Here is a 21,002-nt window from a genome sequence, read left to right on the forward strand (position 1 = left end):
TATAAGAGCCTTTTATCGTGGTGTGGTTGGGTTTTTATCGCTCATTTCGAGATAAACCTTCAATAAGCATATTTTTTAAGCGAAACCGCAAAAAAACAGTCGTGGCGTTTTTATCCATACTTTTAGCCATGGCGTTCATGTTCCCTTCTCCGTTCCCTCGCTATAACTGATAACACTGAATATCAACTATGAGCTCGCGATACCGTCTTGATGGTGATGACTTATCGGTGGCGATGAACGATTCGTAATGATGATTTACCGATACGAGTCACTTGTCGGTCATTTGTCGAGAGATGTGTTGCTGGTGCGGGTGACTTAAATATGGGGATGGTTATGGAGAATAGACAGAAACGTGAGCCCTGTGTGATCGGTCTGGATTTTGGCTCAGATTCGGTTCGGGCTTTATTGGTCAATGCTCGTTCCGGTGCTGAGCTGTCATCCGGTGTTGCAGAGTATCCCAGATGGAAAGAAGGCAAATATTGTCAACCTGCACGATCGCAGTTTCGTCATCATCCGAAAGATTATTTGGAGTCAATGACACAAGCGATACAAGCGGCTGTGGCTCAGGTGAGTACGGATGTCGCGCAATCAGTCGTCGGGATTGGGGTTGACTCAACCGGCTCGACACCGGCACCAATTGATGCTGACGGACAAGTGCTCGCACTACGCCCGGAGTTTGCCGATAACCCGAATGCAATGTTTATTCTCTGGAAGGATCATACCTCAGTATCAATGGCTGAACGGATTAACCAATTAGCACACAGCAGTGACTTTCCCGATTACACCCGCTATGTCGGTGGCATTTATTCTTCAGAATGGTTCTGGGCCAAAGCTGCCTGGGTCAGCGAACAAGATGCCGACGTTGCACAACATGCCTATAGCTGGGTTGAATTGTGCGACTGGGTTCCCGCGGTGCTGAGTGGTCATCAACATCCGGATGTGTTACGTCGGGGCGTTTGTGCCGCAGGGCACAAGGTGATGTGGCATGAGTCATGGGGCGGTCTCCCCTCAGAAGCTTTCCTGACCGCTGTCTCGCCAACATTAGCCGGTTTGCGGGATCGGATGTATCACGAGGTGTATACCGCCGATCAGGTCGCGGGTTATCTGACCGATGAATGGGCCGCACAACTTGGGTTACCTGCCGGTATTGCCATTGCCGTCGGTGAGTTTGATTGCCATATGGGGGCGGTCGGTGCCGGTGCCGGCGCTCATGATTTGGTCAAAGTGATTGGTACATCAACCTGTGACATTTTGATGGTTGATCCAGCGCTGGTTGCGGACAAGGCGATTGCCGGTATCTGCGGCCAAGTGTTGGGTAGCGCACTGCCGAATATGACCGCGCTTGAAGCGGGACAGTCTGCGTTTGGTGATATCTATGCCTGGTATAAACGGTTACTGCTTTGGCCGGTTGAGCAATATCTGCGCGACCATCCGGATGTTCACTTTGATGTGGCTGAGTTTGAAAACGCACTCATCCCCCAATTAACCCAAGCTGCCGCAGCGTTGGAGGAAGGCGATAACCAGGCGTTGGCAGTGGACTGGCACAATGGCCGTCGGACACCGAATGCCAATCAGCGTCTTAAAGGGGCAATTGCTGAACTGAATCTCGGCTCGACCGCAGTTGATTTATTTGCCGGACTGGTTGAAGCAACCGCACATGGGGCGAAAGCAATTGTGGACTGCTTTGTCAGTCAGGGCGTAGATGTTAACCGTCTGATTGCCATTGGCGGGATTTCACAAAAATCACCGTATGTCATGCAGACCTGTGCCAATGTAATTGGCCGGGAAATTGTGGTGGCAGAATCTGAACAGTGTTGTGCGCTGGGCGCTGCAATCTTTGCCGCCGTTGCTGCGGGTGTTTATCCAACGACACAAGAGGCTCAGGCGCAAATGGCCAGCCCGATCAGCCGCACTTATACACCGGCTTCTGCGATTGCAAACCTACGGGCAACGCGCTACGCGATGTACCGACATCTAGGACAGTCACTTGAGCAGTTATCTCAGGATCGTTTAGACGATGTAACATCATTGTCAAAGGAGGATGCATGAATATCGATGTTTCTTTCACACCGGATTTTGTCGTCAATGCGGCATGGAAATCCCGGATGGATGTGCTGCGGGAACAGGTCTGGAGAGCCAACATGGATTTGCAGAAACATAATCTCGTGACCTTTACATGGGGCAATGTTTCCGGTGTTGACCGCGAATCCGGCTTGGTGGTGATTAAGCCGAGCGGCGTGGCTTATGAAGATCTGTCCCCTGAGAATATGGTGGTGGTCAATCTGGCCGGTCAGCGTGTGGAAGGCGATTTAAATCCTTCTTCAGATACGGAAACGCATCTGGAGCTCTATCGTGCTTACCCTGAGATCGGGGGGGTCGTACATACGCACTCGATGAATGCGACCTCTTGGGCTCAGGCTGGCAAACCCATTCCACCCTTGGGAACCACTCATGCGGACTATTTCTACGGTTATGTGCCATGCACCCGCTCACTGACCGATGCTGAAATCCAACAGGATTATGAACTGAATACCGGCAGAGTCATTGTTGAAACGATAGGCCGACAGGAGCCGCTCGCAATACCGGGCATCATTGTCAAAGAGCATGGCCCGTTTAGCTGGGGCAAATCGCCCGATCAGGCGGTACATAATGCTGTGGTGCTTGAAACCGTGGCCGAGATGGCATTGAAAACACTACAAATCAATGCCGGTGTGGATGCAATCAATCAAACATTGCTGGATAAGCATTACCTGCGCAAACACGGTAAGAATGCTTATTACGGACAGCAACAAAATCACGAAAAATAAGGATGCACGATGAAAATTTTCGATAAGAAACAGATCTGGTTTGTCACGGGCTCCCAGCATCTGTACGGGCCAAAGGTTTTGCAGCGTGTTGCTGCTGATAGTCATGAGATGGTTGCCGGCCTCAATGCGGCAGCAGATATTTCAGTTGCTGTGGTTGAGCAGGAAGTGGTGAAAACACCGGATGAAATTCTCGAAGTGTGCCGCCGGGCAAACAATGATCCGGATTGTGTCGGACTGGTGTTGTGGATGCACACGTTTTCTCCTGCCAAAATGTGGATTGCCGGCCTGAGCCAGCTCAACAAGCCATTCTTGCATTTACACACCCAGTTCAATGCGGAGCTCCCGTGGCAAGACATTGATATGGACTTTATGAACCTCAATCAGAGTGCGCATGGTTGCCGGGAGTTTGGTTTTATCGGAACCCGTCTGAATCTCAACCGGAAAGTGGTGACCGGCCACTGGCAAAATGTGGCGGTGCACCGTCAGATTGATGACTGGTGTCGTGCGGCTGTCGGGGTTGCTGAAGCACAACAACTCAAAGTTGCGCGCTTTGGGGACAACATGCGCCAAGTGGCGGTGACGGAAGGTAATAAAGTTTCAGCTCAGATTCAATTCGGTTATGAAGTTCACGCTTATGGCTTGGGTGAACTGAGTGAGCGCGTCAATGCAGTCACTGACAGTGACGTGGCCGCACTGCTTGATGAATATGCTTCAACTTATGATATTGCGCCCGGATTACTCGATGACCGTGACTCACTGGCGATCCTCAGACAGGAAGCCCGGCTGGAGTTGGGGATGGAGCAGTTTTTGACTGAGAAAGGTGCACGTGCGTTCGCCAATACATTTGAAAATCTGACTGGCCTGACTAACCTCCCCGGACTGGCAACCCAACGCTTGATGGAAAAAGGCTACGGTTACGGTGGTGAGGGAGACTGGAAAACCGCAGCAATGGTGCGGATGATGAAAGTTATGGGGCAGGGTAAAGCCGGCGGCACCTCGTTTATGGAAGATTACACTTATAACTTTAGTGAACGGAGTCAGGTGCTTGGCGCGCATATGCTTGAGGTCTGTCCGTCGATTGCGACAGCGCGGCCGAAAATTGAGATTCACCGCCACACCATCGGCTGTGACTGCCCGATTGCGCGGATGATTTTCACCGGTAAGCCCGGTCCGGCGCTGAATGTCTCCGTGATTGATTTAGGCGATCGCTTCCGGATGCTGGTCAATACCGTTGATGCGGTGACTCCGCCTCAAGGGTTGCCGAATCTGCCGGTTGCTCACGCATTGTGGGAACCACACCCAAGTCTTGAAGTGGCAGCGACTGCCTGGATTTATGGCGGTGGGGCTCACCACACGGTTTACAGTCAGGCGGTGACGGTTGATATGCTGTCGGATTATGCCGAGATTGCCGGTATTGAGATGGCGTTGATCGATCAGCAGACCAACTTACGTCAGTACAAACAGGATTTGAAACATAACAGCCTGTACTATCGGCTGAACGGCCAGATATAAAACCGATTGGTGCCTGCTATGGCAGGCACCTCATAAGGAGCCAATGTGAAGATAGACCCGGATGAATTTCAGGTGTCTGATCGGGCACAGTTGTTTCATGATCACTGGCAGTTGGAAATCACCTCACATACACCAGTGGTATTTCAGTTGTTCTCTCATAACAAATTGTTTTTTAGCGGTCAGCTAGAGTTAATCAATAACGATGAGGTGATCAATACCGAAGATTTTCACTGGCGGTTTCGAATCAAAGATAACCGGATTGAACAGTGGTGCAACGTGCAGCTTGAGGAAACCCTCTCACTAGGCATCATCTATTGCTTTCGGCCGGATGCGTTGGTGATTGAATATATGGCACGCCACCGTGTGCCGACCCGTTTGGATATGCGACATAATATTCAGGCGATTCAGACCGAACATGGTTCTGAACCCCATTCTGTTGCTGATGTCAGGGGACGGCTGGAACAGTTACAGCACCAAAATAATGAGCGGCCGAGTGATTATCTGGTTGCTTCCGGAAATCAACATTTCAGAGAGGCATTTTCTGCCACACAGTGGATTTTTCTGTCATAGCTGAGGTTTTTCAGTCGCTTGTGGGCGTGATGTAACTTGTATAATCAACATATATGACACGTTTTTGCACGAAATTGTGAAGTCCTAAATCGTATGGAATCTGAGAGTTAGCGTACACTCAGTGGTTAAAGGAAAGTAGTATAGGATGTAGGATGCAAGACGATCCGCTTAAACCCGGGTATAACTTCGATGCGCATTTGGTGGCAGGGCTGACTCCGATTATTGAAGGAGACGAACTGGATTTTACCATTGACCGTCCCAATGGCATGAAAGGATATATTCTCAACCTGACCAGTAAAGGTGAGGGGACGCTTTTTTCCGGTGATCAGGCAATTAATGTCGGTCCCGGTGATTTACTGCTGTTTCCTCCGACAGCGGCTCACTATTACCATCGCAAAGCAGACAGTGTGTGCTGGTTTCATCGCTGGGTTTATTTTCGTCCCAGAGCCTTCTGGCATGACTGGCTGAGTTGGCAAGATGAGCAACACGGGGTGTATATCACCCGTGGGTTGGATCAAACCACCGTTCATCATCTGGAACGTTTATTCATCGATATCGAGTACACAGCCAAATCCGATGAACCTTACCGAAGTGATTTATCGATCAATCTGCTGGAACAGCTCCTGCTCCGTTGTAAGAGTTTACAACCTGATGTGGTCAGCAAGCCGCTCGATCCACGCGTGATTGAAGCAATGAATTATATGACGCAGAACCTCAATCAGGATTTCACCATGGAAATGGTAGCCTCTCACATCTGCCTGTCTCCTTCGCGGTTGGGGCATCTGTTCCGTGAAGAGATGTCGATGACGATTACACAATGGCGTGATGATCAGCGCATCAGCCGGGCCAAACAACTGCTGGTGACCACCAACTATTCAGTCAATCAAATTGGTCGAATTGTCGGTTATACCGATCCCCTCTATTTTTCCCGGGTATTTAAACGTAAGTCGGGCGTCAGCCCCAAACGTTATCGGGAGCAAATTACCTAAGCCTGCCTTGCCTTAAGTTTCAGGGGCTCTCCCTGAAACTATGATTCCGTTTGTTGATGTGTATTGTCCCGTTTTGGCGTGAGCTGCTGAATGGTCAGTCCGGCAATAATACAGACCAGCCCAACAATGGTCGCCGGATGAATCTGCTCTTGGATGATCACGGATAATAACAGCAGTGAAATAAACGGAGAGATAAAAATCAGGTTACTGATTCTGGCGGTGTGACGGGTACGTTTGAGTGCATTGAGCCAGAGAAAGAAGGTGATTCCCATTTCAAATAAACCGACATAAACGGCACTGAGCCATCCTTGGGTTGTGATATGGTTCCAGCCGGCGCCTTCGTAAAGCGACAGAATCAACGTACAAGGCAGGGCGACCAGAAAACCCAGCAGCAGGCTAACGACCGGATCTGCGGTGTTACGGGTATTGAGAATCCAGAAGCCCGCCCACAGGAGCGTTGATGATAAGGCGAGTCCGACCCCGACGGGGCTGTCGAAATCAAGCGCAAGCAGATTGCCCCGGGTTGCAATCACTAACACTCCCAGATAACAGAGTGCAGCAGCGAAATAGTCTTGTTTGCGGATTTTCTGTTTGAGAAAAATGGCGGCCATGATCGTTAGCGTCATCGCCCAGCTATAGTTGATCGATTGTGCCTGAGATGCAGGAAGCAGGCGATAGGCCTGAAACAGAATCAGATAGTAGCTGAGTGGGTTGATCAATCCGGAAATGATGAAGTAGGTCGGATTGGCCGCAAACGTCGGTAAAATCAGGTGAAGTTGACGCTGATATGCACAAATGACGACTAATGAGATGATCGAAATGACACAAGCGACGGTTAACATCTGAATCGGGGTCAGTTGTGCCAGTGTGAGCTTAAATGCCGTCGCGACGGTTGACCACAATAAGACCGCGGTCAGACCGAAGAGCAAAGCTTGTTTTTCATTGACTGTGCTGTTATTCATTGCTGGTAAGCCGTGTTTTCCACCATTGACTCGATTGCCTGAGCATAACATAAGCTTCAGCCAACCATGTTATTTGTGTCATATAAACAATAAATCCAACAGTTACAACAGGATGAGTTTATGGGATGTTGATCGCATGACCAATGGATGTGATTCGGATGATTGGCGATTTGAGGTAAGGTTTTCGGGCAAAGAATAGCCACTTTCACAATCGTTGATAAGTGTGGGTCAATAGAGTTGAGCATTGAGAAGGGAAAGATCATGGCGGATGAGAAATCCGGTGGGAAAATTTTAGGGCTCTGTCCGTTATGTGGTCCGACGGAACTGGTCTCCCGGCTAAGAAATATTCATCTGCTCGGGCAAACCGGGATGGTGATGGGGATTGTCGTCATAACTTGCAGGCGCTGCCAACAGGTTGTACATGTGCCCGATGAATCGCTGGAATCTGTCAATACAGCCTATGCCCGGCTCACAACCTCTGAACTCAGTGGCTAGTTTGGCGAAGCTGTACCGCAAATCTACTGGACATTGATCCAGTCCGGCAATACCATTTTCAGTTCTATATGCTGAGATACAGAATTGATTCCCATGATGCAATGGATTATTGAAAACCAATCCCTACTGGTAATGTCTGCTCTCTGTATTGTCGGTTCTGCCGGCATAACGGGCTGGTGGATGAAGCAAAAGATGCAACTGCAATTCAGCCAGTTGCAGCAACAGCTGGTGAGTCAACAGCAACTTCACGAACAAGTTTTGAGTCAGGTCACGACACAATTGCGGCAAACACAAGCTGAGCTGCACGAATCAGAGGATGCGCATGATCTGGCAATGACCGAGCTGAAACAGCTGCATGGTCAGCATATGGCTGCCACTGAAAAACTCGGGCAAATGGCGGCCTTACAGCAAGAGCGGACGCAGTTGAATGATGAGCTGGTACTGCTGCGGGAGAAGAACGCGCAATTACAAGGCGAGCTTCGGGAACAGGAAGCGCGACATCAAGCCCAGATGGTTGCCAGTCAGGAAAAATTACAGTTACTGGAACGTGCCGAAGAACGCTTGAAGCAACAGTTTGAACAGTTGGCGAATCAGTTGTTTGAGGTGAAAACAGCCAAGGTGGATCAGCAGAATAAACAGAGTCTGGAAGGTTTGCTGAATCCGCTGAAATTGCAACTGGAAGGGTTTAAAAAACAGGTCAACGACAGCTTCAGTCAGGAAGCGAAGGAACGTCATACACTGGTTCATGAGTTGAAGAATCTGCAACGCCTCAATGAGCAGATGGCAAAAGAAGCGTTGAATCTGACGCAGGCACTCAAAGGCGATAACAAACAACAAGGGAACTGGGGTGAAGTTGTGTTAGCCCGGGTTTTGGCGGAATCAGGGCTACGTGAAGGTCACGAGTATCAGACGCAGGTCAGCTTGCAAAATGAAGCGGGCAAGCGCTACCAACCGGATGTTATTGTCAATCTGCCGAGTGAAAAGCAGGTGGTGATCGACTCAAAAATGGCGCTGGTGGCTTATGAGCGTTACTTCCATGCTGAGAGTGACGTAGAGCGAGATAAAGCCCTTGGTGAACACTTACTTGCGCTACGCTCTCATATCAAAGGACTGAGCAAAAAAGATTACCAGCAGTTACAAGGCATTCAGACGCTGGATTATGTGTTGATGTTTATTCCGGTCGAACCGGCCTTCCAATTGGCAATTCAGGCGGATCCTGCTTTAGTCAAAGATGCGATGGAACAAAACATTATTATTGTCAGTCCAACCACTTTACTGGTTGCTTTACGAACCATTGATAATTTATGGCGCAATGAATATCAGAATCAAAATGCTCAGCGCATTGCCGAGAAAGCCGCAAAACTCTATGACAAATTACGTTTATTTGTTGATGACATGGACACGCTGGGCAGTGCCATAGACAAAGCCGGACAGAGTTATCAGAGTGCCATGAATAAGCTGTCGAGCGGGCGTGGTAACGCCATTCGTCAGGCAGAAAGCTTTAAGCAACTGGGCGTTGAGGTGAAACGTTCGATTGCTTCCCGGTGGGTTGATGAGTCTCAGCGAGCTATTGCTGACACGTCGTTGTCCGAAGCAACGGAATCAACGCCGGATGAAGAAAGCGAGCCTGAGCAACCGCTGTCGTCATAGCTATTGTCTGCGTGCCCGTCGGTATAAAATCTGCCGATTGCTGAAAGACATCCGACAGGGGATACAGTAAACTAGCGCAACCAATCAGTCGGCCACATGAGTTTATCAAACATCTGTTTATTCAGCATTATGGATGATGTGGTAAGGTGTGTGTGGCTTATATTCGTTATGCAAGGTAGGTAAAGGCGTGCAATCTGAAAAAATGGCAGAAAATCAAGAAACCACCCATTTTGGTTTTGAAACCGTCGCCAAAGCGGAGAAAGCGCATAAAGTGGCAGAAGTTTTTCATTCCGTTGCTGCAAAGTACGACATCATGAATGATTTGATGTCCGGTGGGATTCATCGGCTATGGAAACGATTTACGATTGATTGCAGCGGTGTCCGTGCCGGGCAGCGAATTCTGGATCTCGGTGGTGGTACGGGTGATTTGACAGCAAAATTTTCACGAATCGTGGGTGACACTGGGCATGTCGTCTTGGCAGATATCAATAATTCAATGTTATGTGTCGGCCGGGATAAACTGCGCGATAGTGGCATTGTCGGTAATGTGCATTATGTTCAGGCGAATGCGGAAGAACTGCCGTTTCCCGATAATTATTTTGATTGCATCACGATCAGCTTTTGCCTGCGCAATGTCACAGATAAAGACCAAGCGCTCCGCTCGATGTTTCGGGTTCTGAAACCCGGCGGACGTCTGTTGGTGTTGGAATTTTCCAAACCGGTGTTTGAACCGTTGTCTAAAATTTATGATACCTATTCATTCCATCTCCTGCCGAAGATGGGCCAGCTCATCGCCAATGATGCTGACAGCTACCGTTATCTTGCTGAGTCGATTCGGATGCACCCGGATCAGGACACGTTAAAAGGCATGATGATCGATGCCGGTTTTGAGCAAGTAAGTTATTACAATCTGACTGCGGGTATTGTGGCACTTCACCGTGGTTATAAATTCTGACAAGGCGGTGTCTATGCCATTCGCTCCTTTACTGACCGCAACGATTGAAACCATCCTGAACCGACTGATTCAGGATAACCCGCTTCTGATCCGTCAATTCGCTCGCCTGAAAGGCAATGTGATTCAGGTCCACCTGAAAGAACTCGATCAAACGCTGACGTTTGTTTTCAGTCAGCAAATTGATGTATTGGCGCGATACGAAGGCACACCGGATTGTTATCTCTCTCTGACCTTATCGATCCTGCCACAGCTGCGGGAGCAGGCAAATATCACCCAACTGATCAAACAGGATAAGCTGATTCTGGAAGGTGATATCCAACTGGCGCAGAAGTTTTCACAACTGATGACGGACTGCAAGCCGGATTGGGAAGAGTGGTTGTCACGCCTGAGCGGGGATGTTGTCGCACATACGGTCACTCAGGCCGCCAAAGATTTGAGGCATTTCCTGCAAACGCAACATCAGCGCCACCAATCTCATATTGCACAAGTCTTAACGGAAGAGTGGCGTATTGCTCCTGGCCCGCTTGAGGTGGCTGATTTTTGTGATCGGGTTGATGAAGTAAACAGTCAGTTATCCCGGCTTGAAAGCCGGATTCAGTCTCTGACGGAGAAACTATGACGCCAACAGAAATCAAGCGGTTGTACCGTATTATCAAGGTACAGCTGGAATATGGTCTTGATGAATTCCTCCCCGATCATCATTTATTCCGAGCCCCATTACTCGCACGGAAATCGCTGTTCTGGCTGCGGAATCGTTATCCGGAGAAACCGTTAGGAGAGCGCTTGCGTCTGGCGCTTCAGGAGTTGGGACCCGTCTGGATTAAGTTTGGTCAGATGATGTCTACCCGACGGGATCTGTTTCCCCCGCATATCGCGGATCAACTGGCGCTGCTACAGGATAAAGTCTCACCGTTTGACGGTCATTTAGCGAAGCAACAGATTGAAAAAGCGTTGGGTGGTGCGGTAGAAACTTGGTTCGATGATTTTTCGGTTGAACCGCTGGCCTCAGCATCGATCGCTCAGGTGCATACTGCAACATTGAAATCCAACGGTCGTGAGGTGGTGCTCAAAGTGATTCGTCCTGATATCAAGCCGGTGATTGCCGCGGATATCAAACTGATGTATCGGATGGCTCGTCTCGTTGCCAAAGCACTGCCCGAAACACGGCGTTTAAAGCCGGTTGAAGTGGTTCGGGAATATGAGAAAACGTTGCAGGATGAACTCGATTTACGTCGGGAAGCCGCAAATGCTATTCAGTTGCGACGTAATTTCGAGGGCAGCGAAGAGCTCTATATTCCTGAGGTGATTTCTGAATATAGCAGTGAAACCTTGATGGTCTCAGAGCGCATCTATGGGATTCAGGTCTCGGATATGGAAGCACTAGAGGCAAACGGCACCAATATGCAGTTGTTGGCGGAACGTGGTGTCAGTGTGTTCTTTACGCAGGTGTTCAGAGATAGCTTTTTTCATGCTGACATGCATCCGGGCAACGTTTTTGTCCAGCCGGCTCATCCTGAAAATCCGCAATGGATCGGGTTGGATTGTGGTATTGTCGGAACGCTGAACAAAGAAGATAAACGTTATCTGGCAGAAAATTTTCTGGCGTTTTTTAATCGTGATTACCGACGCGTTGCCGAACTGCATGTCGAGTCCGGTTGGGTACCATATGATACGGATATTGATGCATTCGAAAGTGCCATCCGGGTGGTGTGCGAACCGATTTTTGCCAAGCCGCTGTGTGAGATTTCATTCGGCCATGTGTTATTGAACCTATTTAACACGGCGCGTCGTTTCAATATGGAAGTCCAGCCGCAACTGGTACTGTTGCAAAAAACGTTATTGTATGTGGAAGGTTTGGGGCGGCAGTTATATCCTCAACTTGATCTATGGCAAACAGCCAAGCCGTTTTTGGAACGGTGGATGGTTGATCAGGTCGGGCCGGGGGCGGTATTACGGTCTATCCGTGAAAAGGCACCATTCTGGGCGGAAAAACTCCCCGAGTTACCGGAGCTGGTTTACGAAAGTCTCAAGCAAGGGTGCGTGATGAATCAACGAGTCAATGCACTGTATCAGGATTACCGTCAGGTGAAACGGGATCAGGCCAGAGGCAAGTTTTTCTTAGGGATTGGGGCAACCGCACTGATCTGTTCGGCGGTCTTTTTGGCGAATGGGCAAGAGCCGCATTTGTCAATCAGTACTGCTGTCGTGGGCGGTATGTCCTGGTTAATCAGTTGGATGTTCTACCGTCGGTAAGCGTATCTGCTGAGCGGTTTGGCGAAGCATAAAAGGATAGTGATATGGGTGGTATTGGCATTACGGAATTACTGATTATTGCGGCCATTGTGGTGTTACTGTTCGGCACGAAAAAATTGCGGAGCATGGGCAGTGACTTAGGCAGTGCCGTGAAAGGTTTTAGAAAAGCGATGGATGAAGAGCCTGAAGAAGCGAAGCGTGAAAAGCAGGATCAAACGCAACAGAAATCCGCGTCTTCTACGCAGAACCATCAAGACAAAGAGTAGTTCGGCGTGTTTGATATCGGTTTTTGGGAGCTGGTATTAATCTCGGTGATTGCGCTGGTTGTTTTGGGGCCGGAGCGCTTACCACATGCGATTCGAAGTATCGCCCGTATGGTTGCGTCTGTGAAAAAAATTGCTAACAGTGTGCAGCATGAATTGTCTCAAGAGTTGCAGATACAAGAGCTCAAAGACAAGCATCGACAAGCTGAGCAAACCAAAGTGAACGAACCATTTCCCGAGTTACATCAGTCGCATCAATCTGTGGATACCACCACACGTGACGTTGAGCAACCGTCAACGCATGATGATCGTGCAGAGAAACAGTCGAAATAAGTCGTCAAAATAGCCGTGATGCGCATGTTGCTTAAACTGGTTTTTCTGACGTCATCTGTCCCTGACGTAACATGGAGTCAATATGTCGTCTGATGAGCAAACTCAACCTTTCATTGGTCACCTGCTCGAGTTACGTAACCGATTATTACGTTGCATCGTGGCTGTTATCACTGTATTTCTCGGTTTAGTCTACTTTGCGAATCATATCTATGAGTTTATTGCCCGGCCGTTAATTGAGCGGCTACCCGCCGGTGCAACCATGATCGCCACCGATGTTGCCTCGCCTTTTTTTACCCCGCTTAAGCTGACATTGATTGTTTCGCTGTTTATAACGGTACCGTATCTGCTTTACCAAATATGGGCTTTTGTTGCGCCGGGATTGTACAAACATGAACGTAAGATGGTCATGCCCCTGATATTGTCGAGTTCAATCCTGTTTTATGCTGGTGTCGCATTTGCGTATTTTGTCGTTTTCCCTTTGATCTTTGGCTTCTTTACCGCGATTTCACTGGACGGGGTTGCTTTTGCGACCGACATTGCCAGCTATCTTGATTTTGTGTTGGCGCTATTTTTAGCGTTCGGGATTGCGTTTGAAGTGCCGGTGGCAATCATGTTGCTTTGCTGGACGGGCGCAACAACACCAAGAGCACTTCAACAAAAACGACCTTACATTATTGTCGGAGCATTTGTGGTCGGGATGCTGTTGACGCCACCGGATATCATTTCTCAGACGTTACTGGCTGTTCCCATCTGTTTACTGTTTGAAGTCGGTGTTTTTTGTGCCCGGTTTTATTGCAAGACAGCATCAGATCACTCGCAGTAGAGTCAGTCGAGATGGCTGACTCATCATTTAAAGCAATTGAAATAACTGCTTCGCATTGTCTGTGGTCAGTCGGTCCACTTCTTCAAGCGAGATCTCTTTGAGTGCGGCGATTCGCTGGGCGACAAGATGCGTGTAGGCCGGTTCATTGCGTTTTCCCCGATGCGGCACCGGCGCCAGATAAGGGCAGTCGGTTTCCAGAATGATTTGCCGCATATCCAGATGAGGAACCACTTGATCCATCCCGCCATTTTTAAACGTCGTGACACCGCCTAAGCCGAGGTGAAAGCCTAAATCCTGAATGGCTTTGGCTTCTTCAACGCTGCCACCGAAACAGTGAAATACGCCTTGCAGAGAGCCATCCTGAGCCTGACTCAGCAGTTGAATGGTTTCTTGCATTGAATTACGGGTATGAATCACCACCGGGAGCTTTTTCTCTTTTGCCCAGCCGAGCTGGGTAAGAAAAGCGGTTTCTTGTTCGGCCTGATAGGTTGTATCCCAGTACAGATCGATACCAATCTCACCGACGGCGATAAAATCATGTTTATCAAACCATCCATGAATGATATCGAGTGTCTGATGAACATGTTGATCCACGTAGCATGGATGTAATCCCATCATGGAACGACAGATGTCAGGGTAGGCGGCCTCGGTTGCCAGCATCGGTTCGATAGAGTCGAGATCGATATTCGGCATACAGATCATCTCGACACCTTGTGCCAGCGCCCGTTGAATCACGTCTTGCCGGTCCTGGTCAAATTCGCGGGCATAAACATGGGCGTGAGTATCAATCATGGTATTTTCCGGTCATGGGTTGAATCAGGCATTATAAAAGATCGGCGCGTTGAGATCATTTTTTGAATTTTTATCTCAATAGACATGGCGTGTCAGTTGGACAATGGTATGATTTCAGCGCACTACCCGTGACAATACTGTGTTTCCTCAAGCGCTGTATTGTCGGATGAGAAGGTCATATTCGTGTTGTGAGAGTCACAGTTTCGGGTCGCAATGTACTTTTCTTCAGAGCTCTCTCGCTGTTGAGCGACGGTTCATGATAAGCGCTGTTCGTTTCGTCCGTTTGTTACATGTACAGTATGTGGCGAACCTTGATGCGGTGCATCACAAATATCAAAAAGGAGTTCCATGTGTCAGTTTCTATCGTAGGTCAGTTTCCCGGTCGTCGTATGCGTCGTGTGCGTAAACATGATTTTAGTCGTCGCCTAGTTGCAGAAAATCAGTTATCTGTCAGTGACCTGATTTACCCGGTATTTGTGTTGATGGGCAAAGATCGTCGTGAGCCTGTTGAATCGATGCCGGGTGTGGATCGTTTATCGATCGACGTTCTCCTTGAAGAAGCGCAGTATCTTGCGAGCCTTGGTGTACCGGCTATCGCGTTGTTTCCTTTTATCACTCAGGATGCGAAGAGTATTGATGCTGCTGAGGCATACAACCCTGAAGGTCTGATTCAACGGGCGGTTCGTGCTTTGAAAGAACATGTTCCGGAAATCGGGGTGATTACTGATGTGGCATTGGATCCATATACCACCCACGGTCAGGATGGCATTATTGATGAGCAAGGGTATGTGATCAACGATATCACGACCGAAGTGCTCGTCAAACAGGCGTTATCTCATGCGGAAGCCGGTGCGGATGTAGTTGCTCCCTCCGATATGATGGACGGCCGGATTGGTCTGATTCGTGATGCGCTTGAGGAAGCCGGGCATGTTCATACGCAAATCATGGCTTACTCTGCAAAATATGCTTCGAGTTATTATGGGCCTTTCCGCGATGCGATAGGTTCATCAAGTAATCTGAAAGGGGGCAATAAAAAAACTTATCAGATGGATCCGGCGAACAGTGATGAAGCGTTACAGGAAGTGGCGTTAGATATTGGTGAAGGTGCCGATATGGTCATGGTGAAGCCGGGAATGCCGTATCTGGATGTTGTTCGTCGCGTTAAAACCGAACTTCAGGTGCCGACCTTTGCTTATCAGGTCTCCGGTGAATATGCGATGCATAAAGCAGCCTTTCTCAATGGCTGGCTAAAAGAAAAAGAGACCGTTATCGAATTATTGCTTTGCTTTAAGCGCGCGGGAGCGGACGGTATTCTGACCTATTTTGCCAAAGATGTTGCCGAGTGGCTTGCTGAAGAGCAAGCGGCGCAGGTCGCAGCACTGAAGAAACATCAGTAAAATTGATGTGAATGGGCACATTATGTGAAGAAACGGATATAAGGCTGGCAAGTACCAGCCTTTATTATTTTATTTATGAATGAGTTACACTATTTGTGAAAAATAAATGAGACTTTTTCTCATTTAGTGCTTGACCAATTAAATGAGAATAATTATTATTACACTCGTCTTAGGGAATGAGGAAGTTCACCACAGCGCTGAGATGTAACACGATTTATTTTTGTTACTCAATGCGATGGTGTTTACGGGCTTGCACTCTTCTTTTTGACACGACATTGCTCACATTGCTTCCAGTGTATTTATAGCTTTATAAGAAAGCGATTTGGTCACACGTATCACTTTCTTGCTTATGCTAGGCGACATCCCCCGGGTGTCGCTTTTTCTTTTTTGGCGGGACTGTTTTTGTTAACAGTACGATATACTTTTCCACAATAGTTGATCCCAAAAAGATCATGATTTTCTGTACAGATCCTTTAATTATCTATTAAAAATCAATAGTTTAAATTTAATGTTTGAGCTGTTTTTATCGTTTTTATCTCTATGTAAATAAAACTATGAACAGACTTATCCACAATATGAAGGGGATTCTGTGGATTTCAGTCTGATGAGATTTCGGTAAAAACTCGGCAGAACATGGAATCCTCAGGGAACTCATGGCATTCTAAGCAGATAATTTTTGAGACCTCCACATCCGGATACCAAAACACTATGGCCCATATTCCTGATAACCCACTCATTTTGATTGACGGTTCCTCTTATCTTTACCGTGCATTCCATGCTTATCCAAGCACCATGAGCAATGGTGATATTCCCACCAATGCTGTTTATGGTGTCATCAATATGATCCGCAGCATGATGCGTCAGTATCCTTCGGATCGGATCGCGGTTGTGTTTGATGCAAAAGGCAAAACCTTCCGTGATGAGATGTATGCTGAATATAAGGCGCATCGTCCGCCGATGCCGGATGAATTACGCTGCCAGATTGAGCCGCTACATAAGATTATCCGTTCTATGGGATTACCGTTACTCGCCATTGAAGGTGTGGAAGCCGATGATGTGATCGGTACAATCGCGATGCAAGCTGCCAATGCAGGCGTTCCGGTGCTGATTAGCACCGGTGATAAAGATATGGCGCAATTGGTGAACGATAACGTTACCTTGATCAACACCATGACCAATGTTGTGATGGATCGTGAAGGGGTGGTTGAGAAATTCGGCATTCCTCCGGAGCTGATAATCGATTATCTGGCGTTGATGGGCGATAAAGTTGACAACATTCCGGGTGTACCGGGTGTCGGAGAAAAAACCGCGACTGCATTGTTGCAGGGAATTGGCGGCCTGGAAGCGCTCTATCAGAATCTGGATAAAATTGCCGACTTGGGATTTCGGGGTTCCAAGACGATGGCGAAAAAGCTGGAAGACAATAAAGACAATGCTTGGCTTTCTTACCAGCTCGCAACGATTAAACTGGATGTTGAACTGGAAGACACACTCGATACGTTAGTCAAACGCCCGGCGGATCGAGAAGATCTGATTCAGCTATACGGGCAACTGACCTTTAAATCCTGGCTGAACGAGCTGCTTGAAAGCCCGGAGGGAAGCCCGGAAATGAATCAGGCGTCTGATGCGGCTGCAGTGACGATGGATACATCGGCGGTCAATATTGATCGCAGCCGGTATCAGACCGTTTTGAATGAAGCTGATTTTATGGCTTGGTTAGACAAGCTGAAAGATGCTGATTTATTTGCCTTCGATACCGAAACGGATGGATTGGACTATATGACGGCCAATCTGGTCGGTGTGTCATTTGCGATCACCGAAGGTGAAGCCGCGTATGTTCCTGTTGCACACGACTATATGGATGCACCGGAGCAGCTGGAGCGCGATTGGGTATTGGCTCAGCTTAAACCGATTCTGGAAGATGAAGACTGTCATAAAGTCGGGCAGAATCTGAAATTTGATATGAGTATTCTGGCTCGTTATGACATTGAACTCCGTGGCATTGCGCATGATACCATGCTGGCTTCTTACGTATATGACAGTGTCGGCGGGCGGCATGATATGGATAGTCTGGCACTGCGCTTCCTGCAACATAGCTGTATTTCATTCGAACAAATTGCCGGCAAGGGTAAAAATCAGCTGACATTTAACCAAATCGATCTGGAACAAGCCGGAGTTTATGCGGCAGAAGATGCGGATGTCACACTTCGGTTGCATCATCGGTTGATGGAAAATCTGGAGCAGAATGAAACCCTGTTAAAGATTTACCAAGACATTGAGGTGCCGTTGGTGCCAGTGTTATCCAGAATGGAGCGAACAGGTGTCCACATCGATGATATGCGCCTTAATGTTCAGTCTCAGGAAATTGCTCAGCGTTTAGAAGAACTGGAGAGCAAGGCATTTGAGATTGCCGGAGAATCGTTTAACTTGAGCTCGCCAAAGCAGCTCCAACAAATCTTCTTTGAAAAAATGGGGTTGCCGGTGGTGAAAAAAACGCCATCGGGGACACCATCGACCAATGAAGAAGTGTTACAGGAGCTGGCGCTGGATTACCCACTACCGAAGGTGATTCTGGAATATCGCGGTCTGGCAAAACTAAAATCAACTTACACCGATAAGTTGCCCAAAATGATTAATCCGGTCACGGGTCGTGTGCATACCTCTTATCATCAGGCGGTGACTGCAACCGGACGGTTGTCATCGACCGATCCGAACTTACAGAATATCCCGGTGCGGAATGAAGAAGGACGGCGGATTCGTCAGGCATTTGTTACGGAGCCCGGCTGGAAGATTGTTGCGATCGACTATTCTCAGATTGAGTTGAGAATTATGGCGCATTTGTCTGGTGATCAGTCACTGTTGGATGCTTTCCAGCAAGGCAAAGATATTCATGCCGCCACGGCTGCGGAAATTTTAGGGATTCCGCTCGAACAGGTCTCCGGAGAACAGCGTCGTCGCGCTAAAGCTGTTAATTTCGGCTTGATCTATGGGATGAGTGCATTTGGTTTGGCCAAACAGCTTGGTATTCCACGCCATGAAGCCCAATCTTACATGGAAAAATACTTCGAGCGTTATCCCGGCGTGATGCAGTACATGGAAGATACGCGATCTCAGGCAAGCGAGCAGGGGTATGTCGAAACACTATTCGGCCGTCGTTTACATCTGCCGGAGATTCGCTCCCGTAACGGAATGCGGCGCAAAGCTGCGGAGCGCGCTGCGATTAATGCACCGATGCAGGGAACAGCCGCTGATATCATCAAAAAAGCGATGTTGTTGGTTGATTCGTGGATCGAGCAGGAAGGTCAGGGTAGAGTCCGTTTGTTGATGCAGGTGCACGATGAACTGGTTTTTGAAATCCAAGAGTCATCTCTGACCGAAATTGAAAGTAAAATACAAAAACTCATGGAGTCCGCAGCAACCCTCCGTGTGCCTTTAGTTGCAGAGGCCGGACGGGGTGATAGTTGGGAACAGGCCCATTAAATCGGTTTTTTTGACCAAAATGGCATGATTTTTATGAGCTGGCGCACAAGTGTCAGCTTTTTTTTATCTAAAAAAAAGTAACAAAATATCAGTTTCTTATGTTGTCTGATTTAAAATGAGTGAAAAAAAACTACAGAATGGGTTTTCTTTTTCATCAGTTTATTGTACATTTAATGACGTAGGGTACAGAGGTAAGATGTTCTATCTTTCAGACCTTTTGTTTCACGTTATTGGATTAGGCTGTTTCAGCCGCCCCAGTCAGTTTTTGACTGGGGCGTTTTTTATTGTGTTAAGCATATGTTATTCATCAATAAAATGTAGCTTTTGACCCATACCCGGCATTCTCTCCACAATACCCATTGCGCCAATCATTGACAAAAATCTTGGTTTTTCTTCTGGGATGTTAAAATTCTCAAATGAAGTAATGTAACGATTCTGTAATTAATTACCCTTCACAAAATAGTTATTTCATATAGGAAATAAAGTGTTACATTTTGGTTAATATTTATATATTTCAAAATGTTAAAACTATTTTATCGGGAGTGGCAGATCGTAGCGAAGGGATTGAAATATCAGATGAATTCAACGATGCTTGTAAGGGCACAAAAACAAAACAATTAGAAAGAAGTTCATTATCTCTCCCATTACCCTGCCAGGATGGCGGGGTTTTTTATGCCCGGAAGAAAAGCGGGTGGTTCGCCCTTCCTTCCGGAGCACGGAGCGTTTGATATTAGTGATTGGGCTCACTGTTGTTAGTCTCACTATCTTGCTCATCATCTTGAGGGGCAAACGCCGGTGCATACCAGCTATCGAGTTTTTGGCGCAGGACATCAACCCCCAATCCTGAGGTCGAAGAAAAAGCATCGACACTCACGTCACCACAAAAGGCCAGAGCTGCTTCGCGAATTTTCAGCACTTGGGCTTTTCTGGCACCACTTTTGAGTTTATCTGCTTTGGTCAGCAGTACCTGAACCGGAATATTGCTTTCTACCGCCCAATAGATCAGCTGTTGATCCAGATCTTTCATCGGATGGCGAATATCCATCAAAACGACCAGCCCTTTCAAACACTGGCGGACTTGCAGATACTCTCCGAGTGCTTTTTGCCATTTTTTCTTCAGTTCCGGAGGAACTTGAGCAAACCCATAGCCGGGCAAATCAACAATATGGCAGCCCTCGGTGACTTGAAAAAGGTTAATTAACTGGGTTCTTCCCGGCGTCTTACTGGTTTTAGCTAAGTTCTTTTGATTCGCCAAACGATTCAACGCACTGGATTTTCCTGCATTGGAGCGTCCGGCAAACGCGATCTCGATGCCTTCATCTTCCGGCAGGTGACGGATATCCGGGGCACTGGTAATAAAATGTGTATTTTGATAGTGGATTTTTACACTCAAGGTAGACTCCATGATCTCTGTCTGCGTTGATAAATAATGCCGGAATGCGATGGTATCACAGCCATAATCTTAACTAGGTTCCTGCGAGACGCTCCCCTCCCTTAATTCGGTGGGGTTGGCGATTATACACGACTCCTGTCAGAATCTGGAACATTATCACGGCTCGATACGCAGAAGTTCATTGGTGATGAGATGGGGTGGCTAAGTCGTCAGTTTGATCAGCACCGAAACTCCTTTGGGTCGACGTGTTCCTTTTTTTCTATGTCGGTTGTGAGAGATCTGCTATAGATAACCTGATGATTACGCTAATAATGATTTTAATTTTATG

General features: G+C 47.8%; 18 protein-coding genes and 1 pseudogene. 16 read left to right on the forward strand and 3 right to left on the reverse strand.

Going from position 1 to position 21,002, the window contains the following annotated elements:
* The first annotated feature begins 333 nt into the window (after nt 1-333).
* The 5 genes from VR7878_RS08450 (at nt 334) to araC (ending at nt 5,878) form a co-directional block, all read left to right on the forward strand.
* Entirely contained in the window at nt 334-2,049 is a 1,716-nt protein-coding gene (locus VR7878_RS08450; protein WP_077335307.1) for a ribulokinase, read from the forward strand.
* A gap of 56 nt (nt 2,050-2,105) precedes the next feature.
* Entirely contained in the window at nt 2,106-2,807 is a 702-nt protein-coding gene (locus VR7878_RS08455) for an L-ribulose-5-phosphate 4-epimerase (RefSeq protein ID WP_139344055.1), read from the forward strand.
* 9 nt (nt 2,808-2,816) lie between these two features.
* Nucleotides 2,817-4,319: an L-arabinose isomerase gene (gene araA / locus VR7878_RS08460; protein WP_077335208.1), complete on the forward strand. Its 1,503-nt coding sequence runs from the start codon at nt 2,817-2,819 to the stop codon at nt 4,317-4,319.
* A gap of 45 nt (nt 4,320-4,364) precedes the next feature.
* Nucleotides 4,365-4,889, forward strand: coding sequence for a hypothetical protein (locus tag VR7878_RS08465; RefSeq protein WP_077335210.1), 525 nt, complete (start codon nt 4,365-4,367; stop codon nt 4,887-4,889).
* 152 nt (nt 4,890-5,041) lie between these two features.
* Nucleotides 5,042-5,878, forward strand: coding sequence for an arabinose operon transcriptional regulator AraC (araC, locus tag VR7878_RS08470; protein WP_077335212.1), 837 nt, complete (start codon nt 5,042-5,044; stop codon nt 5,876-5,878).
* A 38-nt stretch (nt 5,879-5,916) separates the two neighbouring features.
* Here araC and VR7878_RS08475 read toward each other — a convergent pair whose 3' ends face one another.
* The gene (locus VR7878_RS08475; RefSeq protein ID WP_077335309.1) at nt 5,917-6,840 is read right to left on the reverse strand and encodes a DMT family transporter; all 924 of its coding nucleotides are present in this window, start codon (nt 6,838-6,840) and stop codon (nt 5,917-5,919) included.
* A gap of 261 nt (nt 6,841-7,101) precedes the next feature.
* Between VR7878_RS08475 and VR7878_RS08480 the strand changes: the two genes are divergently transcribed.
* The 8 genes from VR7878_RS08480 to tatC all read left to right on the forward strand — a co-directional run bounded on the left by VR7878_RS08480 (nt 7,102) and on the right by tatC (nt 13,612).
* The gene (locus VR7878_RS08480) at nt 7,102-7,335 is read left to right on the forward strand and encodes a hypothetical protein (protein ID WP_077335214.1); all 234 of its coding nucleotides are present in this window, start codon (nt 7,102-7,104) and stop codon (nt 7,333-7,335) included.
* A 96-nt stretch (nt 7,336-7,431) separates the two neighbouring features.
* Nucleotides 7,432-8,985: a DNA recombination protein RmuC gene (gene rmuC, locus VR7878_RS08485; RefSeq protein ID WP_077335216.1), complete on the forward strand. Its 1,554-nt coding sequence runs from the start codon at nt 7,432-7,434 to the stop codon at nt 8,983-8,985.
* A 202-nt stretch (nt 8,986-9,187) separates the two neighbouring features.
* Complete coding sequence (gene ubiE / locus VR7878_RS08490) at nt 9,188-9,940, forward strand: bifunctional demethylmenaquinone methyltransferase/2-methoxy-6-polyprenyl-1,4-benzoquinol methylase UbiE (RefSeq protein WP_077335311.1); 753 nt, start codon at nt 9,188-9,190, stop codon at nt 9,938-9,940.
* A 13-nt stretch (nt 9,941-9,953) separates the two neighbouring features.
* The gene (locus tag VR7878_RS08495; RefSeq protein WP_077335218.1) at nt 9,954-10,559 is read left to right on the forward strand and encodes a ubiquinone biosynthesis accessory factor UbiJ; all 606 of its coding nucleotides are present in this window, start codon (nt 9,954-9,956) and stop codon (nt 10,557-10,559) included.
* Entirely contained in the window at nt 10,556-12,193 is a 1,638-nt protein-coding gene (ubiB, locus tag VR7878_RS08500; RefSeq protein ID WP_077335220.1) for a ubiquinone biosynthesis regulatory protein kinase UbiB, read from the forward strand. Before VR7878_RS08495 ends, ubiB begins: the two co-directional genes overlap by 4 nt.
* A gap of 44 nt (nt 12,194-12,237) precedes the next feature.
* Nucleotides 12,238-12,459 (forward strand): twin-arginine translocase subunit TatE, encoded by a 222-nt coding sequence (tatE, locus tag VR7878_RS08505; protein ID WP_077335222.1) that lies wholly within the window; start codon nt 12,238-12,240, stop codon nt 12,457-12,459.
* 6 nt (nt 12,460-12,465) lie between these two features.
* Nucleotides 12,466-12,789: a Sec-independent protein translocase protein TatB gene (gene tatB / locus VR7878_RS08510; protein WP_077335224.1), complete on the forward strand. Its 324-nt coding sequence runs from the start codon at nt 12,466-12,468 to the stop codon at nt 12,787-12,789.
* Nucleotides 12,790-12,871: 82 nt separating this feature from the next.
* Nucleotides 12,872-13,612: a twin-arginine translocase subunit TatC gene (gene tatC / locus VR7878_RS08515; RefSeq protein ID WP_077335226.1), complete on the forward strand. Its 741-nt coding sequence runs from the start codon at nt 12,872-12,874 to the stop codon at nt 13,610-13,612.
* A gap of 27 nt (nt 13,613-13,639) precedes the next feature.
* Here the strand turns inward: tatC and VR7878_RS08520 are convergent, their stop codons facing one another.
* Nucleotides 13,640-14,404, reverse strand: a complete 765-nt coding sequence (locus VR7878_RS08520) for a TatD family hydrolase (protein ID WP_077335228.1) — start codon at nt 14,402-14,404, stop codon at nt 13,640-13,642.
* Between the two features lie 350 nt (nt 14,405-14,754).
* On the opposite strand from VR7878_RS08520, the gene hemB reads away from it, so the two are divergent.
* The 3 genes and pseudogenes from hemB to spfP form a co-directional block, all read left to right on the forward strand.
* Nucleotides 14,755-15,801, forward strand: a complete 1,047-nt coding sequence (gene hemB / locus VR7878_RS08525) for a porphobilinogen synthase (RefSeq protein WP_077335230.1) — start codon at nt 14,755-14,757, stop codon at nt 15,799-15,801.
* Nucleotides 15,802-16,509: 708 nt separating this feature from the next.
* Nucleotides 16,510-19,281: a DNA polymerase I gene (polA, locus tag VR7878_RS08530; protein WP_077335232.1), complete on the forward strand. Its 2,772-nt coding sequence runs from the start codon at nt 16,510-16,512 to the stop codon at nt 19,279-19,281.
* Between the two features lie 196 nt (nt 19,282-19,477).
* Nucleotides 19,478-19,522: pseudogene (spfP, locus tag VR7878_RS21655) on the forward strand (small protein SpfP); the annotation flags it as partial.
* A gap of 489 nt (nt 19,523-20,011) precedes the next feature.
* Here spfP and yihA read toward each other — a convergent pair.
* Nucleotides 20,012-20,674 (reverse strand): ribosome biogenesis GTP-binding protein YihA/YsxC, encoded by a 663-nt coding sequence (yihA, locus tag VR7878_RS08535; RefSeq protein WP_077335313.1) that lies wholly within the window; start codon nt 20,672-20,674, stop codon nt 20,012-20,014.
* Nucleotides 20,675-21,002 lie beyond the last annotated feature (328 nt).

It is taken from the genome of Vibrio ruber DSM 16370 (assembly GCF_900163965.1).
Lineage (GTDB): Bacteria > Pseudomonadota > Gammaproteobacteria > Enterobacterales > Vibrionaceae > Vibrio > Vibrio ruber.